Below are 25,401 nucleotides of genomic sequence, written 5' to 3'. Positions count from 1 at the left end.
GCAGCCCGTTACCGTCACAGCTCCAGCCGAAGAATTCCGCGCCATGTCCCTTCTCGACGCCAAGCCGATCTACAAGCCGTTCCACTATCCTTGGGCCTACGATGCGTGGCTGACCCAGCAGCGCATCCACTGGCTGCCGGAGGAAGTGCCGCTGGCCGACGACGTCAAGGACTGGCGCAACAAGCTCTCGGACAGCGAGCGGCATCTGCTGACGCAGATCTTCCGCTTCTTCACCCAGGCCGATGTCGAGGTGAACAACTGCTACATGAAGCACTATTCGCGGGTGTTCAAACCCACGGAAGTGCAGATGATGCTGTCTGCCTTCTCGGCGATGGAGACGGTGCATGTCGCCGCCTACAGCCATCTGCTCGACACGATCGGCATGCCCGAGACCGAATACTCCGCCTTCCTCACCGTCAAGGAGATGAAGGACAAGTACGACTACATGCAGGGCTTCAACGTCGACTCCAAGGAGGACATCGCCAAGACGCTGGCAGTGTTCGGCGCCTTCACCGAGGGCCTGCAGCTCTTCGCCACCTTCGCCATGCTGATGAACTTCCCGCGCTTCAACAAGATGAAGGGCATGGGGCAGATCGTGTCGTGGTCGGTGCGCGACGAGACGCTGCACTGCAACTCGATCGTCAAGCTGTTCCGCACCTTCGTGCAGGAGAACCCGCAGGTCTGGAACGAGGGTCTGCAGCGCGAGCTTTACGTGGCCTGCTCGACCATCGTCGAGCACGAGGATGCCTTCATCGATCTCGCCTTTGAACTCGATGGCATCGAGGGCATGACAGCGACCGACGTGAAGCGCTACATCCGCTTCATCGCCGACCGCCGCCTGGTCCAGCTCGGCCTGCAACCCATCTACCGCAAGGATGCCAAGAATCCGCTGCCGTGGATGGACCAGATGCTGAACGCTATCGAGCACACCAACTTCTTCGAGAACCGCGCCACCGAGTATTCCAAGGCCTCGACGCGCGGCACCTGGGAAGAGGCGTTCTCGTAGGCTGGCAGGTCATGCCGCCGGCTGCGGCACGGGCCTGGGCAACAGACTCCAGGCGGCGATAGCACCGACCGCGGCGATGCACGCCGCCAACGCAAAGGTTTGAGCGAATCCGGCCGGCGCACGGTCCGACCCGACCGCTGCGCCGAGCGCGGCGATGCCGACGGCAAATCCGCCCTGGCGCATGACGATGGTCAGCGCCGAGGCCATGCCGGCTTGGGCCGGCGGTGCCAGGGCGACGACGGCGCCGGAGAGCTGGGAATGGGCCAGCGCCGCTCCGATGCCGATGCACGCCATGCCGGTGAGGGCGAGACCGAAGGCGATGGCCGAAGAGGCATGCGTCGCCGCGCCAGCCAGGACCAGATCTCCGGCGGCGACGATCAGAAGCGCGAGGGTGAATGGCCAGCGCGATCCCCAATGCGATACCAGCCTTCCGCCGACGGGCGGAAGAACGAGCATCGGCAGCGTCGCGGCCAGGAGAACGAGCCCCGACATGTCGACCGAGAATCCAAAACCGGCTTGCAGGAACAACGGCAGGTAGACGAGGACGGACCAGTAGCCGACCGAAAGTGTGACCAGCAGTGTGGCGCTCGCGATCATTGCCGGCCGCGCCAGTAACGCGGGATCGAGGATCGGCTGGGCCTGTCGCCGTTGCTGCAGGACGAACATCAACCCGATGACGGCGCTGCCGAGAAGGGTGGTGGGGCGCGTCACGGGCATGCTGCTGCCCTGAAGGAGTGCCTCGACCGCCAGCGAGAGGGCCAGGGTCAGCAGCAGGATGCCGGTTGGATCGAGCGGCCGGCCGGTGTCGGGGCGCATTTCTGCCACGAGCCGGGGCAGCATCCAGCCGGCCAGCAGGCAGAACGGCAGATTGGCCAGGAAGATCCAGCGCCAGCCGAAAGCAGAGGCTACCGCGCCGCCGAGAGTCGGCCCCAGCGCCATGGCGACGCCGGAAACGATACCGGTCACGGCGAAGGCTCGCGCACGATGACCGGCATCGGCATAGAGCCCGGCGATCAGCGAGATCGATCCGGTGATGACAAAGGCTGCCGCCGCGCCTTGCAGCGCCCGCGCGAGCCATAGGGACGGGCCGTCCCAGGCGAAGGCACAGGCAAGTGAGGCGAGGGCAAACCCAACATTGCCCAGGAGAAGGGCGCGCCTCCGCCCATACCGATCCGCCAGGGCACCCGAGGCGAGCAGCAAACCGGTGAAAGCGAGACTGTAGGCGTCCATGACCCAGGCGAAGCCGGCGATGCCGAAGCCGAGATCCGCGCCGATAGAGGGCATGGCCACCACGACGGCCGTTACGTCGAGTTGGGTGAGAAAGGCGGCGAATGAAAGGGCGAGGGCGGGCGTGTGATGAAAGCGACTCATGCCGGGGATTGTCGCCGGGCCTGGCCGGTCGCTCCGAGCGCCAACGCTTCACTCCAACATGAATATCGTTCATAGTGCAGTAATGCGCCGCCTGCCACCCTTCGATGCCCTGGTCGCCTTCGACAGCGCGCTTCGTCACCGCAGCGTGACGCGGGCGGCGGGCGAACTCGGCGTGACGCAAAGTGCGGTGAGCCACCGGCTGCGACGACTCGAATCGTTCATTGGCGCCCCGCTGCTCTATCGAACGAGCGAGGGACTGAGCGCGACCGCCACCGGCGAGGCCTTGGCGACAGGCCTTACCGAGCTGCTCGATGGATTGGCCGATTTGCGGGCTCGTTGTCGGGCGGCGATGGCGCCAGCCAGCCTGCGGGTCGGCATCGGCCCGGCGCTGGCCCACCATTGGCTGGTGCGTCGCTTGCCGGCCTTCACGGCCGCTCATCCCGCAATGGAGATCGAACTGGTCATCGTCGAAGGCGAGATCCAGACGCGGTTGCCGGATGTCGATGTGGAGATCCGCTGGCTGCCGGTCGACGCTGCGCGCCAGACCTCGACGCAGCGCATGCTCTTTCAGGAGCGGGTATTCCCGGTCTGCCACCCGCGCCTCTTGCCGAATGGCAGAAGCCTGCGCGATCCGAAGGCCCTGGCCAGCCTGCCGCTCCTGCACAAAGGGCCGGCGGGCCGTGGCGGCGGCGCGGAATGGTCGTGGCCGGTGTGGTTCGAGCGGCTGGGCATCTCGACGCGGCCGCCCTCGGGACTGCGGTTCGGCACGTTGGGAACGGCGATCAGCGCAGCGTTGGAGGGTGCTGGCGTGGTGCTCGCGCGCTCGCTGCTGGTGCATGACGCGCTGGCGGACGGGCGCCTCGTCCGGGTCCTTCCCCCGAGCTGGGAGATGGCATCGAGCAAGGTTCATGTCGTGCGCTCGCCAGCGGCTCTCGGCAGCGACGAGCGCGTCGCTTGCTTCGCCGCCTGGGTGGCAGCCGAGGCCAAGGCGACGGTCGGAAGACCGCGACAGGTCGCGTGATCGGTTAAGGCGCGTCGCTGGCCTTCACCGGATTGGCGGTGCGTATTGCAGACCGCCCTGGCTCCACAGCCTATTGAGGCCGCGATCGACCTTGAGCGCGCTGCCGGCGCCCAGGTTGCGGTCGAAGGCCTCGCCGTAGTTCCCGACCTGCTTGACGATGTTGTAGACCCACCGCTCGTCGACGCCGAGCGCCTTGCCCATGCCGGGGGTGACGCCGAGCAGGCGCTTCACGGTGGGATTGTCGCTCTTCAGCATCTCGTCGACGTTGTTCGATGTGATGCCGTACTCCTCGGCCTCGATCATGGCGTACTGGGCCCATTTGACGATGTCGGCGAACTGGTTGTCGCCGTGACGCACGGCCGGTCCCAGCGGCTCCTTGGAAATGATCTCGGGCAGGATCTCGTAGTCGTCGGGATTGGCGCTATTGGCGGCGCGCGTGCTGTAGAGGCGGGCGCGGTCGCCGGTATAGACGTCGCAACGCCCTGCGAAGAAAGCGGCGCGGATCTGGTCGATATCCTCGAAGATGACCGGCTTGAAGGTCATCTTCATGGCGCGGAAATAATCGGCGATATTGAGCTCGGTCGTGCTTCCCGACGGCACGCAGATGGTGGCGCCGTTCAACTCCCGGGCGCTCTTCACCCCGAGCTTCTTGGGCACCATGAAGCCCTGGCCGTCGTAGTAGGTGATGCCCGTGAAATCGAGGCCGAGCGCGGTGTCGCGTGTCAGGGTCCAGGTCGTGTTGTTCGAAAGCACGTCGACCTCGCCGGACTGCAGGGCCGTGAAGCGATGCTGGGCCGACAGCGGCACGTACTTGACCTTCTCCGAATCGCCGAACAGGGCGGCGGCGACCGCGCGGCAGACATCGACGTCGATGCCTCGCCACTTGCCTTCGTTGTCGACCATCATGAAGCCGGCCAAACCGCCCGCCGCCACGCCGCAGATCAGCGTGCCGCGGGCCTGCACGGTGTCGAGATCCTTGCCGGCCAGCGCGTAGCCCGATGGGGCAAGCAGGGACAAGCAGATCATTGTCGCCAGAAGGAATCTGTGCATCTCGGTCTCCTCTCCCTCACCCGGCGCAAGGGGCGTGCCACGTTTGACGTCGGCCCCTTCCTTCATGACAGAAGCGGCAGCACCACCGCCATGAGGATCGTGAAGGCGACACGGCCCTGTTCCCGACCGGTCATGCCGTAGTTGCCGCAATTCATCGCCACCACCAAGTCCAGATCAGGCAGCACGAAAAGGAACTGGCCGCCCCATCCGATGCCGCCGACCCAGCGATGCAGCAGCGATTGCCCGGCCGCCGTCACCTGGCCCACATACCAGTGATAACCATAGTCCCGGCGGGCATCGATCCGGACGACCGGCGTCGTGATCGTCTTCACCCAGCCCGCGGGTACGAGCTGGCGGCCTTGCCATTCGCCGCCCGAAAGAACGAGCTGGCCGATCTTCAGCATGTCGCGCGGCAGGAGGCGAAGGCCGGAGGCGGCATAGGGTTCGCCCCTGCTGTCCGTCGCCCAGGCCGATGCGCCGAAGCCCATGGGCTCGAACAGGACGCGGCGCGCATAGTCGAGCAACGGTTGTCCTGTTGCGCGCACGATCAGATGGGCAAGCAGCGCCGTGGCGCCGCCGCAATAGGTCCATTGCGAGCCGGGCGCGTACACGATCGGTAGCGACAGGATGTAGCGATAGCGGTCCGGCGCGGCGTCCATCGCATCCTCGCTGTTCTGCGGATGGCCATAGGGGATCGAGAGCTCGTCCCATGCGAGTCCCATGGTCATGCTGAGAACGTGGGCGATGGTGAGCTTTTCCCGGCCAGGCTGGAGCGCGAGGTCGGCATATTCGGGGAACTGCGCATAGAGCCCGGCCTCGGGCGGCGGGACTTTTCCCTCGGCGAGGGCAATGCCGTAGAGCAGCGCCACCACGCCCTTGGACACGGAGTACAAGTCGTGCGGCACGTCGGGGCCGAACACGACCCGGCCGAGCGGTCCGCGCGATCGGCTTTTGTCCTCGCCCGGTTGGTAGTGCTCGAAGATGACGCTGCCGTGCTGGGAGACCAGCAGGGCGTGCAAGCCGCTGAGCTTTTCCTGCTCGGTCACGAATGCGAGGCGACGATCGAAATCGGCCGCTGCCGGCGTGGCGAACGCAGCTCGGCCTCGCCCAGCGAGCAGAATGGCCGCACCGCCCAGCATCAAGCTGCGGCGGGCGATGGAACGGTCGAGCGGGTGGCGGCGGACTTGGTCGGTCATGGGCGCTGTTCTCCTCTGGACAGACGACATGGCATCCACTACCTTGTTTTGCAAGGTACTGTGTCATACGTGATAGAGGGTGCTGAAGCCCGTGTCCGATTCGCTGCTCGTTCAGCTTCGCAAAGGTGTGCTCGACATGTGTGTGCTGGCCCTGCTCGCGCGCAGCGACGGATATGCCTACGACATCGCTGCCCGACTGGCCGAGGACATCGGCATGGGCGAGGGCACGATCTATCCCTTGATGCGGCGCATGCAGGCTGATGGCCTGGTGAAGACCTACCTCAAGGAATCGAGCAGCGGCCCGCCGCGCAAATATTACCAGCTCACCAAGGCGGGCCATGCCGCGCTCGCCGCCCAGAAGGCGGAATGGAATGCCTTCGCCGCCGCGGTGGCCGACGTGCTGTCGGACGCGCGGTCTTCCTCGGCAACGCGATCCCAGGGAGCGGACAAATGACCAAGGCCGAGTTTCTCGACACACTGCGCCGCCGCCTCGCCGGCCTGCCGCCGGCGGAAATCGACGACCTTGTCGGCGACTATGCCACGCACTTCGACGACGGCATGGCGGCCGGCCGCAGCGAGGCCGAGATCGCCGAGGCCCTGGGCGATCCGGCACGGCTGGCCCGCGAGCTGCGGGCGGAGGCGGGCTTTCGTCGCTGGGAAGAAGCGCCGACGCCGGCCAACTTCTTTGCCGTCTTGTTCGGCTTCCTGGCACTGGTCGCGGTCGACTTCGTCTTCCTGTTGCCGGTGCTCGCCGGGCTTGCGTTCTTCGTCTTGCTGGCCGGGTTCGTGCTGCTCGGACTTTGCGTCGCGGGCTTCGTGCTGGTGCTCGAGCTGTTCCGCCTCGATCACGGTCTCACCCTGCATTATCTGGCGCGCCTCTTCGCCGGCATCGGTCTGCTGGGCGTGGGTGTTGGCGGCGGCGCTCTCCTGCTGCTGCTGGTCGATTATGTCGTGAGACTGCTCGGGAAGTTCGCGCGGCTGCACTACGCGCTGCTGGGCCAGGCCGGGCAGGCGGCGGCTTAGGAGGATGACCATGATCAGGGGGCTTCGCGCCGTTGCGGCCATCGGGCTCGGTGTCGGCATCGTCTCGCTCGCCATCGCCTATACGCTGGGCGGACGCGACGTCGACGGGTTGTGGGATCATCTGCATCGCCGCGACTGGGCTTGCGACGATGGCAAGGCTAGGCGCGACGGCGCATCGGAACGACGGCTCGCCTGGAATGGCGAGGACGCGATCGATATCGCCGTGCCAGCCAGCGTCCGGCTGCGCGCAGGCGAGGGCAACGAGATCGTCGTGCGCGGCGCACCGGACATCGTTGCCCATGTCGCCGTGCATGGTGATCATCTCGTTCTCGATTGCCACGGTCGCGGCGCGTCCCGCGAACTCGAGGTCGTTCTCCCGGGCAAGGCCTTCCATCGCATCGGCCTTTCCGGCTCTGGACGGCTGACGATGGAAAACCTCTCCCAGCCGGAGATGGCGCTGCGGATCAGTGGCAACGGCAGCGTGCGCGCCCAGGGCAGCGTCGACCGGCTGTCGGTTGCTGTCGCGGGCTCCGGCGACGCCCGGCTCGCCGACCTCGCGGTGAAGGCGCTGACCGTGAAGATCGCCGGCAGCGGCAGCGTGGAGGCAGCACCTCAGGACGAGGCCGACGTGTCGATCTCGGGTTCGGGCAATCTCAAGCTCCTGAGCCGGCCTGTCCATCTGACCACCCACATCTCCGGCTCCGGCCGATTGAGCCAGGTGCCTGCCGGGCCGGTGGGCAAGTAGGAGAGACAGCTTCGACGTTGGAGTGCTGCCGATTCAGTATGTTCGACTGTAACCGTCGGGATGCAGATCGGGATATCGTCGAGCAACCGGAAGAGTGACCTGCACATGCAGGTTGTGAATGATATCGCCAAGAAGGCGGATCATCTGTTTGCGTTCGGACTCGCTTTCGACGACATCCACCGCAATGTGCAGCTCGCCCAGAGCAAGCTCCACTTGCTTCATTGCCACCATGATCTTCTCTGCTACTTCGCGTTCCATTGCATCCTCGTTCTGCCTGGACCTAGCGGTCATCGCCTTTTTGGCATGCATGCTCACACGCATCGACGCGTCAGGCAGTCATCGGCGGTGCGTGTCTCGCCACCGCTAAACTTGATCCGTATACGCGGTGTCGACCTAATGTCCGTAGACGAGCTGCGGTAGCCACATGGTCAATGGCGGCCAGTAGGTGATGATCATCAGGACGATCAGCAGCAGGACCAGGAACGGCAGGATGCCGCGAATGACCTCGCCGATCGGCGCGGTCGAGATGGTGGCCAGCACATAGAGGTTGAGCCCGACCGGCGGATGCACCAGGGCGATCTCCATGTTGTGCGTGAAGATGATGGAGAAATGTACCGGGTCGACGCCAAGCGGGACCAGCGCCGGCGCCAGGATCGGCAGCACCAGCAGCAAGGTCGCCACCACTTCGAGGAAGCAGCCGAGGATCAGCAGCAGGACGTTGATGGCGAGCAGGAACTCCCAGGTCGAGAAATGGTGGTCGAGCACCCATTTCACGAGCTGCGCCGGCACGCCGGAATCGGTCATCCAGTGGCCGAAGGCGATGGCGGTGGCGACGATCAGCATGATCGTGCCCGCGCTTTTGATGGCGTCGGCGATCACCGACAGCGACTGCGTCCAGTGGAACCCGCGATAGAAGCCGAGGCTGATGGCCATCGAGGCGGCGGCAGCGATGGCGGCTGCCTCGGTGACGGTGACGATGCCGCCATAGATGCCGACCAGGACGATGATCGGCACCAGCAGGGCCGGGATCGCCCGCCAGGTGACCTTGAGCCGCTCCGCCATCGGCAGAGCCGGCTCGACGGGGAAGTTGTTGCGGCGCGCGGTGTACCAGACCCAGCCGAAGAAGGCGGCGGCCTGCAGCAGGCCCGGCAGGATGCCCGCCAGGAACAAACGGGGGACCGATTGCTCGGCGACGATGCCGTACAGGATCAGGGCCAGGCTGGGCGGGATGACGATGCCGATCGTGCCCGAGGCGCCGATGACACCGAGCGCGAAGGAGCGCGGATAGCCTTTTTCCAGCATGGCCGGCAGCAGGATCGTGCCCATGGCAAGCGCGGTCGCCACCGAGGAGCCGCAGATCGCGGCGAACAGGGTGCAGGAGACCACGGTCACCAGTCCCAGCGAGCCGCGCACGCCGCCGATCCAGGCGGTGCAGAGATCGACCAGCGCCTTGGCGACGCCACCCTGCCGCATGAAGGCCGCTGCCATCACGAACAGCGGCAGCGACATCAGGGTCGAGGAGTTGAGCGAATCGATCACGACCTGCGCGGCCCCGATCAGCGGCTGGTCGGAGAAAATGTAGAGGACCGCGGCGCAGGCGCCGAGCACGAGGAAGATCGGCATGCCCGAGGCGAGCAGGCCGAAGAACATCACGAAGAAGAGGGTGACCCACATCGGCGATCAGTCCGTCGTTGCCGACTTGGCGTCGCCGCCGGCCGGTGCCATCAGGTCATGCTCCGCCGTATGGCCAACCGTCATGGTCGCGGGATCGAAGCGGAAGAGATACCGGTAGAGGCGAATGGCGTAACGGACCGTCATCAGTAGACCGCCCACCGGCAGCGACGCGTAGTAGATCCACATCGGGAAGGCGAAGTCGGTCGAGCTGTGCTCGTCCAGCATCCAAGACGACTCGGTGATGTTGAAGCCGTACCACACCATGCCGATGCAGAAGACCAGCGCCACGATACAGTTGAAGCTCTCCAGCCAGCGCTGACCCGTCGGGCCGACGAGGCGCAGCACCAGGTCGGGCCGCACATGGCCATCGGTCCGCACCAGCTGGCTCGAGATGATCATCACGCCCCAGACCACGAGATAGACGATCACCTCTTCGGCCCAGCTGATGGCATAGGCCGGAAAGAAGTATCGCCCCGCGACCTGGACGATGCCCACGATCATGGCAATGGCGCCGAGCAGCCCCACCAGGGTCCGCTCGATGCGATCCCAGAAATTGTCCGTGCGGTTCACTCTGGACCTAGCCGTGCCAACCCTAGCCGATCGCTTCCTTGACCAGCTTCACGATCTCGGGCGAGAGCTTGGCATCCTTGATCAGGGCGTCGACGTCGCCGAGCATGGCCTTGCGGGCTGCCGCGAGTTCGTCGGCGGAGGGGTCGGTGAATTTCACGCCATTGGACTCCATGACCTTGCGGCCGTTGGCCTGGGAAGCCGCCGCGTTGCTGCGGTAGCCGCCGATATTCTGGGCCCAGAGGTCGGTCATCATCTTCTGATTGTCGGCGCCGAGCTTGGCCCAGGTGGCGTTGCCGATCATCGGGATGTACTGGCCCATGAACTGATGGTCGGCATAGGAGTACTTCACGCCCGCTTCCCACAGCTTGGCCGAATTGCAGCTTTCGTCGGTGCTGACCAGGGCGTCGAAAGTGCCTTGGCTCAGCGCCAGCGGCACGTTCGGCCAGGCGGTGGTGTTGGCGATGCCGCCCACGAACTTGATGCGCCAGGAGATGCCCGCGCCACCGGGGCTGCGGATCTTGAGGCCCTTGAGATCAGACAGGTGATTGAGCGCCGTCTTGGTGCTGTACCAGTTCTGATAGCCGAGATCGATCCACGGCCCCAGTACCTGGGTATGCAGCTTGCCCATGAGCTGCTGGTTCACGTACTGGCCTGGCTTGCCATCGGTCGCCTTGTGCGTGGTCTCCGACGATTGGCCGTAGAAATAAGGCAACTGCACCATGTCGCAGTCGGGCACGAGGCCGGTCAGCGTCCAGGCGCCGGGCGCGGCCATCTCGACCTGACCCTGCAACAGGGCCTTGGAGACGTTGAGGTCGGCGAACAACTGGCCGGAATGGAACACCTCGCCGACGATGCCGCCATTGGAGGCCTTGGCCAGTTTCTCGAAATAGTCGACGATCGTCTGATTGCGCGGATGGCTGGGGGCCGTGTCGAGCGAGCAGCGGATCTTGAGCGGCTCGGCGGCGCGCAGGATGGCCGGCGAAACGAGCGTGGCGGCGGCAGCGCCGAATACGGCGCGGCGCGAAAGGCGCAGAGACATCAGACGTTCCTCCAATTGGACCTTGCCTTATGGTTCTTGGGCGACGTGCGTCGCCGGTCCGCAAGGAGCAGTTTAGAAGCGGTAGCGTCTGGCGTTAAAGGCCAAATGTCGCAGCGAGCCGCTTGGCGCTATTTCACGCGCGGATCAGGTCGATAGGGCGGTCCGGAAGATCGCCTCGACATGAATGTCGGCGCAGTCGATCACGGCAAAGTCAGGCGTGCGGTCGGCGAACGCCAGGAACAGATCGGTGCCGCCCAGCATGATCGCCTCGGCGCCCCGATCGCGGCACAGCATCCGGCCGGCCTCCAGGAAGATCAGCCGCTGTTGCTCGGTGACGCGGCCGATATTCGCCATCGCGGAATAGGCGTCCGCCACGCGGTCGAACATCTCGCCCTCGGGCGCGATCAGATCGGCAAACGGTACGCCGCCATAGAGCTTGCTGCCCATCACCATGCGCGTGCCGAGCACGCCGATCTTCCTGAGCTTGCGGGCGGCGATCGCGGCACCGACGGCGGGAATGGCGTTGACGAGCGGCAGAGGCGAAATCGGCTCCAATTCCCTAATGCAGAAATGTCCGCCCATCGAGGTGACTGCCGCGATATCGGCGCCGGCCGCCTTCAAACGATCGATGAGGCCGGCGAAGATCGCGGCCTGCCGGGCGGGCTGGTTGGCGGTCAGGTTGCGGCCCATTTCCTCGACATCGGCATGGACGATCGTGAGGGTGAGCGGACGGCCGGCGGCGCGATGCCGGTCGATCAGGCCGCGATAGTAGAAATCCGTTGCCGCCGGTCCGATACCGCCGATCAGTCCGATATGCATGTCGACAATCCTGCCTTGTTCCGGGCTCCCGAGGTCAAGAAGTGTAAAGCACCTTCTCGACCAGCTCGCGGTCGAGAACCTCGGCCATCGCGACACCGGACACCGTATGGCTGCGCGGCACGAGGGATGAGACGAAGGCGACGACGTCGGCCGGTTGATCATCGTAATTCAGTGACACGGCCTCTCCCTCGTGGGGGGAACTGTGCCGTCCAAGGTCGGGGAGCGCTTCGTTCCACGGCAGGTAGACCATATCGATGGCCTTACTGAAAAGCCGCCGAGGGGCAAACTTCTCCCGTTCGATCAACAGATAGTCCACTTTCGGCAGGATCGCGGGGATGCAGTCAGGCCACACCGCCATCGTCGCGAGTCGCCCATCGATCAGGATGAAGATGATGGCGGGAACGAAAAGATCGCGCGTCTGCTCATGCTGCAGAATCGGCCGACAGTAGTTCCAGTTCCAGATTCTCGTCAGCTGCTCGGCCGGCAACGCCGACGGTCTTTTGCCGGATTGGGACTGGCGGGTAAGGACCGATCGATAAGCGATCTCGTTGCCATGGTTCCAGCCGCTGATCAGCTCGTTACGACGATACTCACCTTCACCCATGCCATGGCTTTGGGGGTCGAGGACCACGCAGTCGAACTCGCGGACGAAGGCCGCGACTTCCAGCTCCGCCTCGTAGATGAAGAAGCTGGGCCGGAAGAAGTTCACCCCAAAAGCAACGGCATAGCTGCTATCCGGGGAGTCAGGCTCGGCCTCGTGCTTGTCGAACCAGAAATACACACCGGTGGACTGGTTCTCGTAAAACGCCTGCCCGCTCTCGATGGTGTAGTTGGGCTGCGCACGAAAATAGTCCAGCATCTGGCCTTCGGTGATCGTCCCTGATCTTGGCTTCAAGTAGAGATCGTAGCTCATGCGGTCGTCCGTCGCGCGGAGCGGCGCTGGATCAGGAGGTTCGCCACCACCGTGAGGCCGAGCGTCACCGCCATCAGAATGAAGGCGATGGCGCCGCCGAACGGCCAGTTGGTTTGCTGGGTGAACTGGTTGTAGACCAGCGGCGCCATCATCTTGAACAGCGGCCCGCCCAGCAGATAGGGCGTGGCGTAGGCGTTCATCGCCAGGATGAAGGTCAGGATGGTGCCCGAAAGGATGCCGGGCAAGGCGAGCGGCCACAGCACGCGCCGAAACATGGTGAGGGGCGGGGCGCCCAGGCTGAAGGCCGCTTCCTCGACGGCGCGGTCGATGCCCTCGATCACGCTCTGCAGCGACAGGACCATGAAGGGCAGGTTGACGGCGATGATGCCGATGATGACGGCCTTCTCGGTGAACATGATCTCGAGCGGCTTGTCGATCAGTCCGAGCCCGGTCAGGCCGGCATTGACGAAGCCCTTGTTGCCGAACACCACCATCCAGCCCGCCGCGCGCACGGCATTGCCGACGAACAGCGGCAGGACGATGGCGATGATCAGCAGGTGCTTGAAGCGGCTTTGCGTGCGCGCCACGACATAGGCGAGCGGAAAGCCCAGCACGAGACAGGCGACCGTCGACAGCAGCGCGATCTTCACCGTCGTCGCCAGGGCCGCCGTGTAATAGGGATCGGTGAAGAAGTGGATGTAGTTGGCGGCCGTCAGCGCCTCGACCATCGTCTTGGTCGCCTTGTCGAAGCCGTTGAGGCTGAAGCGGAACAGGATCGCCAGCGGCGCGAACAGGCTCACGGCGACGAAGATCGTCGCCGGCCCGATCAGCGCCGATGCCGTCAGGAGTCGGCTGCGCTGCCTGTCGATCGCGAGGCTCATCCCTTGAACGACTTGTTCCACCATTCCTGGAACGCGACGTCGTTCTTGGCCAGATAGCCGTAATCCAGATCGACCAGCCGCTTCTGCTCCTCGGGCGTGAAGCCGATGCGCTTCTGCACGTCGGCCGGCACGTTGGCGTTGGTGACGGTCGGGTTGTAGCCCATGTCGACCGCGAAGGCCTCCTGCGCCGCCGGCTCGAGCATGGCGTTCAGATAGGCATAGGCGCCGGGCTTGTCGGGCGCATTCTTCGGCATGGCGAAGCCCGAGATGTACATCGGCACGCCTTCCTTCGCGGCCGCCGTCTCGATCGGGATGCCGGCATTCTGCCACTGCACCGCGCGCGCCTTCCACATGATGCCGATGGCGATCTCCTCGGTCTTCATCGCCTGGGCGAAGGCCTCGTTGCTGGGATAGATGCGGGCGCCGGCCTTCTTGCAGGCCAGCAGCAGCGCCTTGCCAGGCTCGATGTTGCTCGGCGATCCACCGCCGGCCATGCCGGCGGCAACCAGCGTGTACTGGTACTGGATGTCGATGATGCCAAGCTTGGAGCCCATCTTGGGATCGAACGTCTCGGCGAAGCTGGTCGGCGGCGTCGAGAGCAGCTTCGGATTGTAGAGGATCACCTTGCCCGAATAGATCTGCCCGATGCCGTAGGGGTACTTCATCATCGGCATCAGATTCTTGGCCAGCGGGATCTTCGAGTAGTCGAGCTGCTCGAGCAGGCCCTGTTCGTTGGCCTCGTACATGTTCGCGGCCGACAGGCCCTGCACGTCCGATGTGCCGCGCCGCAGCGTCTTCTCGGCCAGCATCTTGGCCCGCCGCGGCGGGTCGTTGGCCTCGTCCTTGACCACGTCCCACCCCTTGGGCTCGAGGAAGGGCTTCTCGATGTTCTTGGCCAGCAGGCGCGAATAATCGCCACCCCAGGTGCCGACGACGATGCGCTTGTTGTCCTGGGCGCGTGCGAACTGGGGCGCGCCAAGAGCAAGGGCGGCGGCGCCACCCAGCAGGGTGCGGCGGCGAAGCGGGAACGGACCGGACATGAAGGCCTCCTGTGTCTTTCGTTTATTCGGTCTTGCTACTCGTTGAATACCTGCGCCGCCGCCGCTGGCCAGCCGACATGAACCGGCTGGCCAACCTCGGGCACGAAGGCGCCATCGCGATTGGCGACATGGACGATCAGCCGGTCGCTGGGCGACAGGCGGACGTGGATGTCGATCAAGGCGCCGAGATAGGAGACGAATTCCACGGTACCGCGCAGGTTGTTGTCCAACCCGCTCCCGGCGGTCGACGCGATGCCGACGCGTTCCGGTCGCAGCGCCAGCGCTCCCCGACCCGGCGTGCCGCCGACACACGCCAAGGTCAGACCGCCATCGGTCCGGAACCGGCCGGGTGCCTCGACCATGCCCTCGAAGAAGGTACTGCGGCCGACGAAGTCGGCCACGAAGCGGTTGGCCGGCCGCTCGTAGAGGTCGCGCTGGGTGCCGACCTGGCGCACCGCGCCTTCGCTCATCACCACCAGCCTGTCGGCCATGGTGAGGGCCTCTTCCTGGTCGTGCGTCACCATCACCGCGGTCAGGCCGAGCTTCTGCTGCAGCTCGCGGATCTCCACGCGCACTTCCTGGCGCAGCTTGGCGTCGAGGTTGCTGAGCGGCTCGTCGAGCAGCAACACGTCGGGATGGATGGCCAATGCGCGGGCCAGCGCCACGCGCTGTTGCTGACCGCCGGAAAGCTGGCGGGGCAGGCGGCCGCCATGGCCGGCCAGGCGCACCAGCGCCAGCGCATCATCGACGCGCTTGGCGATCTCGGCGCGCGCCACCTTGCGCATCTCGAGGCCGAAGGCGACGTTCTGCGCCACGGTGAGATGGGGGAATAGGGCGTAGCTCTGGAACACCATGCCGGCGTTGCGCCGCCACGGGGGCAGCAGCGTCACATCGCGTCCGCCCAGCTTCACATGGCCGGCGGTGGGTTCGATGAAGCCAGCCACCATGCGCAAGGTCGTGGTCTTGCCGCAGCCGGAAGGTCCCAGGAGCACGAGGAATTCGCCGTCCGCGACCTGCAGCGAAACCTCGCGCACGGCCTGGAAGTCGCCGTAGCGCTTGGACAGGTTCTCGATGTCGAGCTGTGCCATGTCAGACCACCCGGGCCAGCTTGACGTAACGATCGGTGATCAGCATGGCGATGGCGATCAGGACGATCTGCACCACCGAGACCGCCGCGATGGTCGGATCGATCTTCCACTCCAGATACTGGAGGATCACGATCGGCAAGGTGGTGCGGCCCGGGCCGACCAGGAACAGGCTCATCTCCAGATTGCCGAACGAGGTGACGAAGCCGAACAGGGCGCCGGCCACCATGCCCGGCCGGATCGCCGGCAGGGTGATGCGCCAGAAGGTGATCCAGCGATTGGCGCCGAGATTCTGTGCCGCCTCTTCGGTGGTGCGGTCGACGCCGGCCAGGCTCGCCGTGACCAGCCTCACGATCCAGGGAATGACAATCACGACATGCCCTGCCACCAGGGCATAGAAGGTGCCGATCACGTCGACATCGAGCGCGTTCTCGAGCTCGACGTGGAACACGTACATCGACGTGCCCAGCACGACGCCCGGCACGATCAGCGGCATCAGCAGCAGGCTGGAGAGCGGCGCCCGCCAGGAGATGTCGTACCGCGCCAGGCAGAGCGCGGCCGGCACGCCCAGTGCGAGGCCAATCACGGTCGCCAGCACGCCGACCTGGAATGAGAGCGAAAACCCGTCGACGAACTTCCTCTGGTCGAGGATGGCCGCGAACCAGCGCAGGCTATAGCCCTCGGGCGGGAAGGACGGGATTTCCTGGCGGAAGAAGGCAAGCCACACCACGAAGACGAGCGGCAGCAAGATGTAGGCCAGCGACAGCGTCGCGGCACCGTTCAAGGCCCAGCGGCCTGCGCGGCGGCGGATAAGCGCGACGGCGTTCATGGCTTGGGGCGCGCGACTCCGGTCGCGCGTCTTTGCCGATCGCGGTCGAGATCGCGGCACTGGCGTGACGCGCCGCTGGCGAAGAGGCCGTCGGTTGTCACAGCGCGTTCTTGTGGAACTTGCCGGCCTTCATGATGACCGGCAGGTTGACGCCGCCATCCTGGAACAGGCCGAGATCCTTGAGGGGATCGCCGTCGACCACGAGCAAGTCGGCATAGGCTCCGGGCTGGATGGTGCCGAGCTTGCCCTCCTGGCGCACGACCTCGGCGCCGATCAGGGTAGCCGAACGGATGACGTCGATTGCCGGCATGACCTCGCCGCGGATCCGGAACTCGCCGGTCTGCTCGTTCTCCAGCGCACCCAACAGGTCGGAGCCGTAGGCCATTTTCACGCCCGCTTTGCGGCAATGCTCGAGTTCGGCATAGCCGTATTTCAGGACTTCATCGTTCTTCTCCAGCATCTCGTTCGGCATGCCGAATTCCTTGGCCCGCCGCTTCATGGCGTCGTAGGTCACGAGATTGGGGATCATGTAGACGCCCTTCTTCGCCATCAGCCTGGCGGTCGGGGCATCGACGAGATTGCCGTGCTCGATGGTGCGCACGCCGCAATTCACGGCGCGGCTGATGGCCTCCGGCGTATAGGCATGGGTCAGCACGTAGCGTCCGAAGGCCTGCGCTTCCTCCACCGCCGCGGTGATCTCCTCGACCGTGAACTGCAGCGATTCGAGTGGATCGTACGGCGAGGCCACACCGCCCGAGACCATCAGCTTCACCTGATCTGCGCCCTGGCGCATCTGCTCGCGCGCCGCCTTGCGCACTTCGTCCGGTCCGTCGGCGATGCAGCGGATGAAGACCATGCCGTTGCAGCACAGGCAGGGCGGGCCGATGTCGGTGCGCCGGTTGCGGTCGTTGTGGCCGCCGGTGGGGCCGATCGAGCGGCAGGAGATGAAGAGGCGCGGGCCCGGGATCAGACCTGCTTCGACCGCGGTCTTGGTGCCCCAGTCGGCGCCGCCGGCGTCGCGCACCGTGGTGAAGCCGCGATCGAGCATGCGCTTCAGGCGCCCGGCCGAGCGGGCCATCATCAGCGTCAGCGGCACCGCCTCCATGCGGTTGATGTAGACCTCGCTGTGATGCGTGTGCACGTGGCAGTCGATCAGGCCGGGCATCAGCGTGCGCTTGCCGCAGTCGATCACGGTCGCCGTCTTCGACTTGATGGCCTTGGGCGACACTTCCTTGATCGTGTCGCCCTCGACCAGCACTTCATAGCCGCCGCGCGCTTCCTTCCAGCGCGGATCGAGGAGGTTCAGGTTCTTGAACAGGAAAGACATTGCAGGACTCCGAACGGTGTCATCCGAGCGCACGCGGCATCGGCATCGTCTCCGGAACACATCGGCGATCGGCGCCACACACAGTGCACGCCAAAACCCAATGTGAATTCCGAGCGCAGCGAAGGACTCGCCGCCGCGGCACGCTTACATCAACGCATTCTTGTGGAACTTGCCGGCCTTCATGATGGCCGGCAGGTGCTTGCCCTGGTCGAGGAAGAGCTCGAGCTTCTTGAGTGGATCGCCATCGACCACGATCAGATCGGCATAGGCACCGGGCTCGATGATGCCGAGCTGACCCTCCTGGCGCAGGATCTCCGCTCCCACCACGGTCGCCTGCCGGATGATCTCCAGCGGCTTCAGCACCTCGGCGCGGAACAGGAACTCGCGGCTCTGCTCGACCTGGAGCTGGCCCAGGAGGTCGCTGCCGTAGCCGACCTTGACGCCGGCCTTCTTGCAGATCTCGAGCGACCGCAAGGCACCTTCCAGCACGATATCGTTCTTGGCCAGCATGTCGGCCGTCATGCCGAACTGCGCCGCGCGTTCCTTCATCACGAAGTAGGTGACGAGGTTGGCGATCATGTAGCCCTTCTTCGACTTCAACAGGCGCGCCGACTTGTCGTCGATCAGGTTGCCGTGCTCGATAGTGCGCACGCCATTGCTGACCGCGCGCGTGATCGCCTCGGGCGTATAGGCATGGGCGAGGACGTAGCGGCCGAAATTCTTCGCCTCGTCGGTCGCGGCGGCGATCTCGGCTTCGGAGAATTGCAGCGAGTCGAGCGGATCGTAGGGAGACGCGACGCCGCCCGAGCACATGATCTTCACCTGGTCGGCGCCCTGGCGCATCTGCTCGCGCACTGTCTTGCGCACTTCGTCGGGGCCATCGGCCACCGCCATCGCATAGACCATGGCGTTGCAGCAGCCGCAGGGAGCGCCCTGATCTGTGCGGCGACGCGAATCGCTGTGGCCGCCGGTGGGGCCGATGGCGCGGCCGGAGATGAACAGGCGCGGACCGGCAATCAGGCCGGTGTCGACCGCGGTCTTGATGCCCCAATCGGCGCCGCCGGTATCGCGGACGGTGGTGAAGCCGCGGTCGATCATGCCCTTCATCAGGTCGGCGGCGCGCGCCGTCATCAGGGTGAGGGGCACGTTCTCGAGATTGCGGATGTTCACTTCGCTCAGAAACACATGCACGTGGCAGTCGATCAGGCCCGGCATCAGCGTGCGCTTGCCGCAGTCCACGACTCGGGCATTGGCAGCCTTGATCGGCTTGGCGGAGACTTCCTTGATGCGCTCGCCCTCGACCAGCACCTCGTAGCCGCCGCGCGCTTCCGTCCAGCGCGGATCCAGCACGTTGGCGTTCTTGAACAGAATCTGCGACATCAACGCTCCCCCAACAGAAGCCGACACCCTACGACGGCGCGCGTATTGACGCTACAGTTCGCCCATTGGCAAGGGGGCAGCATGGCACGCATCGGGTGGCGGGGCCGGGTTCTCGCCGTCACCGCGCAGCATAGAGGTCGCCTCACGCGCACAGGGCGCGGTGGAGGCGGCTGATGCGGCGCGTTGTGGTCTTCGGCACGACTGGATCAGGAAAGAGCCGGCTGGCGCAGCGTCTCGCCGAGCGCACCGGCCTGCGCGTGGTCGAGCTCGATGCCCTGTACTGGGGACGCGACTGGCAACCGGCGCCGGTCGACTTGTTCCGCTATCGCGTCGAGAACGAGGTTCGGCAGGGCGACTGGATCGTGGTGGGCAATTACGGCCAGGTGCGCGATCTCACCTGGCATCCGGCCGACACGCTGGTCTGGCTGGATCTGCCGCTGCCGCTGGTGATGTCCCGCCTGGTCCGGCGGACGCTGAAGCGGGCGCTGACGAAAGAGGAGCTGTGGGGCACCGGCAATCGCGAATCCCTGGCCAATGCCTTCTTCAGCCGGCAGTCGATCCTGCTCTGGGCGCTCAGGACACACCACAAATACCGCGAGCGGTTCGGCGCCGAGTGCGCCGCCTTGGGCCAAGAGAAGCGGGTCGTGCGCCTGCGCAGTGCCGCTGAGGTCGAACGCTTTGTCTCGGCCGGCCCGCTGGGCGTTGGTCAGGCTTCCTTGCCGTATTAGCGCCGATCGCCGCGTATTTGCGGCATTGGCATTAATTGCGAATTATGCAATTATAGGGCGCCACAACCGTGCTCGCCGGAAAACCCATCGATGATCGCGCCACCAGATCTGGGGGAGGGCCATTAATCCTCCATTTATTTAAGCGTTACTTGCGGTAGCCGCCCCTATATCTTGCGGTCACCGCCGTCGGCACTCAATCCGCCGCTTTCACCGCCGGTGCCGGTGCGCGCACCCCGCCGCGCGACAGCATGGCGTCGATGTCGGCGGCGCTGTAGCTCAGCTCGCGCAGGATCTCCGGCCCGTTCTCGCCGATATGCGGAGCGTACTGCTGTGGCGGATGCTCGGAAGCGCGCGGCAAGCCAGGGATGTTCGCGACCGGCAAGGCGCCCATGCCGTCCTGCTCGATCCAGTCGACCGCACCGGTCGCCTTGACGTGAGGGTGCTGGAGATAGTCGGTGTAGTTGTTCACGCGCTCGCAGAACACATCCTTCGGCTGCAGGATCTCGATCCACTCCTCGGTGGTCTTCTGCGGCATGGTCTCGTTCAGCGCCTTGATGATCTTGGCGGCGTTCCTGATGCGGTTGTCATGGCTCTGCAGGTCGGGGTCGTTGGCGATATCCTCGCGGCCGATCAGCTCGAACAGCAGCCTGAAGTGGTGCGGTCGCATGGCCGACAACATGATGTAGCCGTTGGCGGTCTTGTAGCTGCCGGCCGGCATGTAGAGCACCGGCGGATTGCCCTTGGAGAAGACCCACTCCATCAGCTTGGCGCCCTGGTAGGCGGCCGCGGCGCGCATCAGGCTCGAATCGATGTAGCAGCCTTCGCCGAAGCGGAACTGCCGCATGATGGCCGGAGCGAGCGCCTGGAAGGTGTAGAGGCCGGTGGTGACATCGACCGCGATCATGCCCTGACGCCACGGCGTGCCGTCGGGCATCTTGTTCATCACCATCATGCCCGAGAAGGCCTGGATCAGCCCGTCGACCGTGGGCCGCTTGCTGTAGGGACCGGTCTGGCCGAAGCCCGAGATCGAGCAGTAGACGACCTTCGGGTTGATCTTCTTCAGGTCCTCGTAGCCGAAGCCCAGCCGCCCGATAACACCGGGGCGGAAGCTTTCCATTACCACGTCGGCCTTGGCCGCGAGCTTTTTCACCACGGCGATGCCGTCCGGCGACTTCAGATCGAGGGCGATGCTGCGCTTGCCGCGGTTGAAGGCGATCGAATGGGCACAATGATCACCCTTCAGCTCGCCCAGCGCCCGGCCCCAGTCGCCCTCCGGCGGCTCGATCTTGATGACGTCGGCTCCGTGCAGGGCCAGCAGCATCGAGGCGTGCGGCCCCGCGACGCCCTGCGTGAAATCCAGAACCGTGACCCCGTCGAACGCGCCTTTGACCATGGATGCGAACTCCTCCCGGCCCTGAACGTACGTTTACCGGTGCCGTGCGATCAAGGCCGGGCGTGCAAAGGCGCCATGCGCGGGAGCAGATCGGGCCTAGCGAGCGATCGCCTCCAGCCGGCGGCCGTTGGTGCGAGGGCCCCAGGTGCCAACGATGCCGAACACCAGGACCATGGCCACAGCGATGAAGACGAAGACGCCGGTCACGCCGTAGCGCGCCAGGACCGCGGCGATGATGAAGCCGGTGAAGATGGTCGAGAACCGGCTCCAGGAATAGACGAACCCCACTGCCTGGGCGCGGATCCGCGTCGGATAGAGTTCGGCCTGATAAGCGTGGAAGGAGAAGGACAGCCAGTTGTTGGCCAGGGTCACCAGGATGCCCATGACGATGATGCCGGCGGCGCCGGTCTGCTGCGAGAAGATCAGGCCGAAGGCGGCGATGGCAAGCGCCGAACAGGCGACCTGCCATTTGCGCTCGACCTTGTCGGCCACCAGCATGCCGAGCAGCGGCCCGATCGGGTTCGCCAGCGCGATGATGAAGGTGTACTGCAGCGACTTGGTGACGGTGATGCCCTCCGAAATGAGGAGCGTCGGCACCCAGGTCGCGAAGCCGTAGTAGCCGATCGTCTGCAGCAGGTTGTAGGCGATCATCATCACGGTGCGGCCGAGATACGGGCCCTGCCACATCTCGATCCAGGCACCCTGCTTTTCCTCGACCTCGTTCGGCAGCACGCGTGGCGGCGGCAGCTCGCGGCAGGTCTCCTCGCGCACCCGCCGCTCCATGTCCGCCATGATGGCTTCGGCCTCGGCGGTTCGGCCGCGTTGGGCCAGCCATCGCGGCGATTCCGGCAAGCCGAGCCGGATGATCCAGATGAAGACAGCGCCAATCGAGCCGATCGCCACCACCCAGCGCCAGCCATCGATCCCGAAGATCGAGGTGGGCACCAAGAAGGTGGCGATCAAAGCCACGACCGGTACGGCGATGAAGGAGATCGACTGGCTGAAGGCGAAGGCGCGGCCTCGCCCTTCCTGCGGCACCAGTTCCGATACGTAGGCGTCGATGTTGACCAACTCGACGCCGATGCCGATCGAGGCGATGAAGCGCCAGATGTCGATGCTCATCGCCGTGTCCTGGAACGCCATGATGAGCGTGCAGGTGGAGTACCAGAGCAGGGAGAAGGTGAAGATCGACCGGCGGCCGAAATGATCGGAAAGCCGGCTGAAGAGGATGGTGCCGACGAACAGGCCGCCGAACAGCGCGGCGATGAAGCTCGCAAAGCCTTCCATGCCGAACAGGGCCTTGGTGGTCGGCGTGAAGATTCCGCTCTTGAACAGGCCGAGGGCGATGTAGGCGGTGAAGAACAGATCGTAGAGTTCGAAGCAGGCGCCGAGCGAGATCAGGACGATGAGGCGACGGATATAGCGGGACTTGGGCAGGCGATCGAGCCTGGCCGCGATCGTTGTCGATGCGCTGGTCATGATGCGGTTTCCTCTCTTCATCTTCATTATCGAGATCGAGCAGGAACGGCCGGCGGGATCGAAAGCCGGCCGGTACACCAACATACTTTGGAAAGCTTATCGTTTCGGCGCCGCCCGGGGAATGGCTTGCGGGCCGGTCACTGCTCAGGAAACGACGGGCAGTGCCTCGACGTCATAGGCATGGCGGAGCGAGCGGCCCAGCACCGGATCCTCGAGTTCCATTTCGAAGCGCGAGGAGGCACGGATGGCGCCGATCGACGGCAGCGTTCCGCAGAACATCGCCACGCCCGCTGGAAGTCTCTTTTCGCCCTGCCATCCGAGGATCAGGTCACGCGGCGAGCGGATCTTGGCGACGCCGCCTTCCTGATAGAGCGTGCGGCCGCCTGCTTCGACGATGAAGCTGCGCAGCAGGAGCTTGTCCCAATGCGGCTCGACTTCCTCGAAGCGCCAGGCCGTGCGGGCGACGACCTTCGGGCAGACCTGCTTGGCCACGGCGACGCCGTAGCTTTCGACCTTGCGATCGGTATGGTCGGATCCGACCGTGACCCAGAGGCGGTCGGCCGCTCCGACCAGGACCGGCTCGACCTCACCCGAGCTGTCGTCGCCGAGGACCTGAATGGCCTCCGCCTGCGTCACCAGGTCGGCGGCAACGCGATAATAGAGCGGCACTTTCGAGGGCGGCTGAACGCCGATCGCCTTCAGCTCCTCGATGTGATGGTTGAGCGCTTCGACGTCACGGCCGGTCCAACCGGCGATCACCAGCTTCTCGATCTCGACGGCGACCTTTTCGATACTGCCCTTGGCATGACCCTCGAACGAGAGTGTCGCCATCAGAGAACGGCGAGACGGGAGTTCAGCAAATCGGTTACCAGCATATAGCCCGGCGCATGAGTGATGCAGAATTCCGGCTTCACCGTCGCGACCACCGATTGCGGCGTGACTCCGCAGGCCCAGAACACCGGCAGCTCGTCGTGGTGCACCGGCACCGCATCGCCATAGTCGGGCTTGGCGATATCCTTGATGCCGATCATCTCGGGCTTGCCGATATGGACCGGCGCGCCATGGACCGACGGAAAGCGCGTCGTGACCTGCACGGCGCGGATCGCATCGGCGGGTTTGAACGGTCGCATGGAGACGACCATGGGGCCATGGAACGGCCCGGCCGGCGTACATTCGATGTTGGTCCGAAACATCGGCACGTTGCTGTTGCAGGTCTGGTGCCGGAGCTCGAGGCCGTTCTCGATCAGCGCCTCCTCGAAGGAGAAGGAGCAGCCGAGCAGGAAGGAGACGAGATCGTCGCGCCACACCTTCTTCAGATCGGTCACTTCCTCGACCAGTTCGCCATTCTTCCAGACTCGATACATCGGGATGTCGGTGCGGATGTCGAGATCCTCGCCCAGCATCGGCAGGCGCCAGTCGCCTGGTTCGGACTGGCCGAGCAGCGGACACGGCTTGGGGTTGAGCAGGCAGAAGCGCGTGAAGTCGGCGGCCAGGGCCTTGGGCAGGATCGCTAGGTTGCCCTGGACGTAACCCGGCGCCATGCCGGACGTGGGCAGACGATGACCGCCGGCGCGGATGCGACGGCGGGCGTCACGGCCGGTCTCGCCTTTCAACCCGGTGATGTTGGTATCCATGGAACTCTCCTACACGTGCTGGCCGCCGTTGATCTGGATCTCGGCCCCGGAAACATAGCTCGCGCCGCTCTCGCAGAGGAAATGGACGACGTCGGCGACTTCGTCCGGCGTCCCCAGGCGCCGCATGGGAATCTGGTTCTCGACGATCTTCTCGGTGCCGGGCGACAGGATCGCTGTATCGATCTCGCCTGGAGCGATGGCGTTGACGCGGATGCCGCGCGGCCCGAAATCGTGCGCCATCTCGCGGGTCAGGGCCGCCAGCGCCGCCTTGGAGGTGGCGTAGGCCGATCCGGCAAAGGGATGCACGCGGCTGCCGGCGATCGAGGTGACGTTCACGACGGCGCCCTGGGCGGCCGAAAGTTCCTCGACCAGTCCACGCGCCAGCGCCACGGGAGCGAAGAAATTGACGTTGAACACCTGGCGCCACAGGTCGAACGGCGTATCCATCGCGCCCAGGCGCTCGCCGTTCTTGCCCTTGGGCGAAATGGCGGCGTTGTTCACCAGGGCGTCGAGCCGGCCGCCGGTGAGCCGCTTGCGGATTTCCTCGATGCCGCGGCCAAGCTCGACGGGATCGGCGAGATCGAGCTGGACATGGTTCTCGCCGCCGCTGGGCCAGGGGCAAAGGGCGCTGAAAGGTTGCCGCGAAATGGTGATGATGCGCCAACCGCTGGCGCTGAACTTCTTCACCGTGGCGTGGCCGATGCCGCGGCTGGCGCCGGTCAGCACCAGGGTACGGACATTGTCATGCGGGAGGGCGTTCATGATGGGCACAATACTCCGTCTGGCGCGCTTTGGACCATCCCGCGACGCACCGACCATAACATAGTGCGCGATGGCGCCGCCGGCCGGGATTCAACGCGCTTTTGGCTGAAACATTGATGACAATTCTTAAGCCCTTGTTCGGCTGCGGTTTTCTTGAACCATCGAAGGGTCTCGCCTATAGATACGCACGGCCCGCCCTCTTCATTTTCGGGATTGGGTCTTTTTTTGACGACATTTATTCGGGGAGTGTCCGTAATGGCGGACGAACGCGAGAAGCGGAAGCCGACGCCGCATTTGCATACGCGGCCCGCGACCATGATGACGGCGATTGGTCTTTGCTTGCTGATCATGCTGATGCAGCTCGTTCCACAGTTCCAGAACGCCTCGCTGCGTTCCGGCATCCCGGCAAGCACCGTCCGTTAGTCGTTGCGCCGTC

The 25,401-nt window shown here is 65.0% G+C and carries 27 protein-coding genes; 7 read left to right on the top strand and 20 right to left on the bottom strand.

The window, feature by feature from the left end:
• Positions 1–43 precede the first annotated feature (43 nt).
• On the top strand, positions 44–1,006 hold the full coding sequence (locus B5D62_RS16040) for a ribonucleotide-diphosphate reductase subunit beta (RefSeq protein WP_085934920.1): 963 nt from the start codon (positions 44–46) through the stop codon (positions 1,004–1,006).
• A 9-nt stretch (positions 1,007–1,015) separates the two neighbouring features.
• Here B5D62_RS16040 and B5D62_RS16035 read toward each other — a convergent pair whose 3' ends face one another.
• Entirely contained in the window at positions 1,016–2,377 is a 1,362-nt protein-coding gene (locus tag B5D62_RS16035) for an MFS transporter (protein WP_085934919.1), read from the bottom strand.
• Between the two features lie 82 nt (positions 2,378–2,459).
• Here B5D62_RS16035 and B5D62_RS16030 point away from each other — a divergent pair, with 82 nt between their 5' ends.
• Complete coding sequence (locus tag B5D62_RS16030; protein ID WP_085934918.1) at positions 2,460–3,398, top strand: LysR substrate-binding domain-containing protein; 939 nt, start codon at positions 2,460–2,462, stop codon at positions 3,396–3,398.
• Between the two features lie 24 nt (positions 3,399–3,422).
• On the opposite strand, the gene B5D62_RS16025 is transcribed toward B5D62_RS16030, so the two are convergent.
• Together B5D62_RS16025 and B5D62_RS16020 are read right to left on the bottom strand one after the other, a co-directional pair.
• On the bottom strand, positions 3,423–4,448 hold the full coding sequence (locus tag B5D62_RS16025; protein WP_085935144.1) for an amino acid ABC transporter substrate-binding protein: 1,026 nt from the start codon (positions 4,446–4,448) through the stop codon (positions 3,423–3,425).
• A 62-nt stretch (positions 4,449–4,510) separates the two neighbouring features.
• Complete coding sequence (locus B5D62_RS16020) at positions 4,511–5,644, bottom strand: serine hydrolase domain-containing protein (protein WP_218191095.1); 1,134 nt, start codon at positions 5,642–5,644, stop codon at positions 4,511–4,513.
• Positions 5,645–5,735: 91 nt separating this feature from the next.
• On the opposite strand from B5D62_RS16020, the gene B5D62_RS16015 reads away from it, so the two are divergent.
• Genes B5D62_RS16015 through B5D62_RS16005 form a run of 3 tightly spaced genes read left to right on the top strand, consistent with a single transcriptional unit; the run spans position 5,736 to position 7,412 of the window.
• A complete protein-coding gene (locus B5D62_RS16015; RefSeq protein WP_139373919.1) occupies positions 5,736–6,098 on the top strand; it encodes a PadR family transcriptional regulator in 363 nt (120 codons plus the stop codon).
• Positions 6,095–6,667: a DUF1700 domain-containing protein gene (locus B5D62_RS16010; RefSeq protein WP_170920967.1), complete on the top strand. Its 573-nt coding sequence runs from the start codon at positions 6,095–6,097 to the stop codon at positions 6,665–6,667. The genes B5D62_RS16015 and B5D62_RS16010 overlap by 4 nt, the downstream gene beginning before the upstream one ends.
• A 10-nt stretch (positions 6,668–6,677) precedes the next feature.
• Positions 6,678–7,412: a GIN domain-containing protein gene (locus B5D62_RS16005; protein ID WP_170920966.1), complete on the top strand. Its 735-nt coding sequence runs from the start codon at positions 6,678–6,680 to the stop codon at positions 7,410–7,412.
• A gap of 33 nt (positions 7,413–7,445) precedes the next feature.
• Here the strand turns inward: B5D62_RS16005 and B5D62_RS16000 are convergent, their stop codons facing one another.
• The 12 genes from B5D62_RS16000 to B5D62_RS15945 form a co-directional block, all read right to left on the bottom strand.
• Positions 7,446–7,670: a hypothetical protein gene (locus B5D62_RS16000; RefSeq protein ID WP_085934915.1), complete on the bottom strand. Its 225-nt coding sequence runs from the start codon at positions 7,668–7,670 to the stop codon at positions 7,446–7,448.
• A 135-nt stretch (positions 7,671–7,805) separates the two neighbouring features.
• Complete coding sequence (locus B5D62_RS15995; protein WP_085934914.1) at positions 7,806–9,086, bottom strand: TRAP transporter large permease; 1,281 nt, start codon at positions 9,084–9,086, stop codon at positions 7,806–7,808.
• A gap of 6 nt (positions 9,087–9,092) precedes the next feature.
• Entirely contained in the window at positions 9,093–9,656 is a 564-nt protein-coding gene (locus tag B5D62_RS15990; protein ID WP_085934913.1) for a TRAP transporter small permease, read from the bottom strand.
• 22 nt (positions 9,657–9,678) lie between these two features.
• A complete protein-coding gene (gene dctP / locus B5D62_RS15985) occupies positions 9,679–10,695 on the bottom strand; it encodes a TRAP transporter substrate-binding protein DctP (RefSeq protein ID WP_085934912.1) in 1,017 nt (338 codons plus the stop codon).
• Positions 10,696–10,839: 144 nt separating this feature from the next.
• On the bottom strand, positions 10,840–11,514 hold the full coding sequence (locus B5D62_RS15980; RefSeq protein ID WP_085934911.1) for an aspartate/glutamate racemase family protein: 675 nt from the start codon (positions 11,512–11,514) through the stop codon (positions 10,840–10,842).
• A 34-nt stretch (positions 11,515–11,548) separates the two neighbouring features.
• On the bottom strand, positions 11,549–12,427 hold the full coding sequence (locus B5D62_RS15975) for a hypothetical protein (RefSeq protein WP_085934910.1): 879 nt from the start codon (positions 12,425–12,427) through the stop codon (positions 11,549–11,551).
• The gene (locus tag B5D62_RS15970) at positions 12,424–13,308 is read right to left on the bottom strand and encodes an ABC transporter permease (RefSeq protein WP_085934909.1); all 885 of its coding nucleotides are present in this window, start codon (positions 13,306–13,308) and stop codon (positions 12,424–12,426) included. Before B5D62_RS15970 ends, B5D62_RS15975 begins: the two co-directional genes overlap by 4 nt.
• On the bottom strand, positions 13,305–14,348 hold the full coding sequence (locus tag B5D62_RS15965; protein WP_085934908.1) for an extracellular solute-binding protein: 1,044 nt from the start codon (positions 14,346–14,348) through the stop codon (positions 13,305–13,307). Before B5D62_RS15965 ends, B5D62_RS15970 begins: the two co-directional genes overlap by 4 nt.
• A gap of 35 nt (positions 14,349–14,383) precedes the next feature.
• A complete protein-coding gene (locus B5D62_RS15960; protein ID WP_085934907.1) occupies positions 14,384–15,436 on the bottom strand; it encodes an ABC transporter ATP-binding protein in 1,053 nt (350 codons plus the stop codon).
• 1 nt (position 15,437) lies between these two features.
• Positions 15,438–16,262: an ABC transporter permease gene (locus B5D62_RS15955; RefSeq protein WP_085934906.1), complete on the bottom strand. Its 825-nt coding sequence runs from the start codon at positions 16,260–16,262 to the stop codon at positions 15,438–15,440.
• Between the two features lie 97 nt (positions 16,263–16,359).
• The gene (locus B5D62_RS15950) at positions 16,360–17,589 is read right to left on the bottom strand and encodes a metal-dependent hydrolase family protein (RefSeq protein WP_085934905.1); all 1,230 of its coding nucleotides are present in this window, start codon (positions 17,587–17,589) and stop codon (positions 16,360–16,362) included.
• A 144-nt stretch (positions 17,590–17,733) separates the two neighbouring features.
• Positions 17,734–18,969: a metal-dependent hydrolase family protein gene (locus tag B5D62_RS15945; RefSeq protein ID WP_085934904.1), complete on the bottom strand. Its 1,236-nt coding sequence runs from the start codon at positions 18,967–18,969 to the stop codon at positions 17,734–17,736.
• A gap of 173 nt (positions 18,970–19,142) precedes the next feature.
• Between B5D62_RS15945 and B5D62_RS15940 the strand changes: the two genes are divergently transcribed.
• The gene (locus B5D62_RS15940; protein ID WP_085934903.1) at positions 19,143–19,697 is read left to right on the top strand and encodes a P-loop NTPase family protein; all 555 of its coding nucleotides are present in this window, start codon (positions 19,143–19,145) and stop codon (positions 19,695–19,697) included.
• A gap of 193 nt (positions 19,698–19,890) precedes the next feature.
• On the opposite strand, the gene B5D62_RS15935 is transcribed toward B5D62_RS15940, so the two are convergent.
• The 5 genes from B5D62_RS15935 to B5D62_RS15915 form a co-directional block, all read right to left on the bottom strand.
• Complete coding sequence (locus B5D62_RS15935) at positions 19,891–21,090, bottom strand: CaiB/BaiF CoA transferase family protein (protein WP_085934902.1); 1,200 nt, start codon at positions 21,088–21,090, stop codon at positions 19,891–19,893.
• 96 nt (positions 21,091–21,186) lie between these two features.
• The gene (locus tag B5D62_RS15930) at positions 21,187–22,569 is read right to left on the bottom strand and encodes an MFS transporter (protein WP_218191094.1); all 1,383 of its coding nucleotides are present in this window, start codon (positions 22,567–22,569) and stop codon (positions 21,187–21,189) included.
• A 144-nt stretch (positions 22,570–22,713) separates the two neighbouring features.
• Positions 22,714–23,400, bottom strand: coding sequence for a DUF2848 domain-containing protein (locus B5D62_RS15925; protein WP_085934901.1), 687 nt, complete (start codon positions 23,398–23,400; stop codon positions 22,714–22,716).
• Positions 23,400–24,203, bottom strand: a complete 804-nt coding sequence (locus B5D62_RS15920) for a putative hydro-lyase (protein WP_085934900.1) — start codon at positions 24,201–24,203, stop codon at positions 23,400–23,402. The genes B5D62_RS15925 and B5D62_RS15920 overlap by 1 nt, the downstream gene beginning before the upstream one ends.
• Before the next feature lie 9 nt (positions 24,204–24,212).
• Entirely contained in the window at positions 24,213–24,965 is a 753-nt protein-coding gene (locus B5D62_RS15915; RefSeq protein ID WP_085934899.1) for an SDR family NAD(P)-dependent oxidoreductase, read from the bottom strand.
• 255 nt (positions 24,966–25,220) lie between these two features.
• Here B5D62_RS15915 and B5D62_RS33390 point away from each other — a divergent pair, with 255 nt between their 5' ends.
• Complete coding sequence (locus B5D62_RS33390; protein ID WP_170920965.1) at positions 25,221–25,388, top strand: hypothetical protein; 168 nt, start codon at positions 25,221–25,223, stop codon at positions 25,386–25,388.
• Positions 25,389–25,401: the final 13 nt, after the last annotated feature.

It is taken from the genome of Enhydrobacter aerosaccus (genome assembly GCF_900167455.1).
In the GTDB taxonomy this organism is placed as follows: domain Bacteria; phylum Pseudomonadota; class Alphaproteobacteria; order Reyranellales; family Reyranellaceae; genus Reyranella; species Reyranella aerosaccus.
Note: the sequence above shows the minus strand (reverse complement) of the source record. Positions and strands in the feature narration are given on the sequence as shown.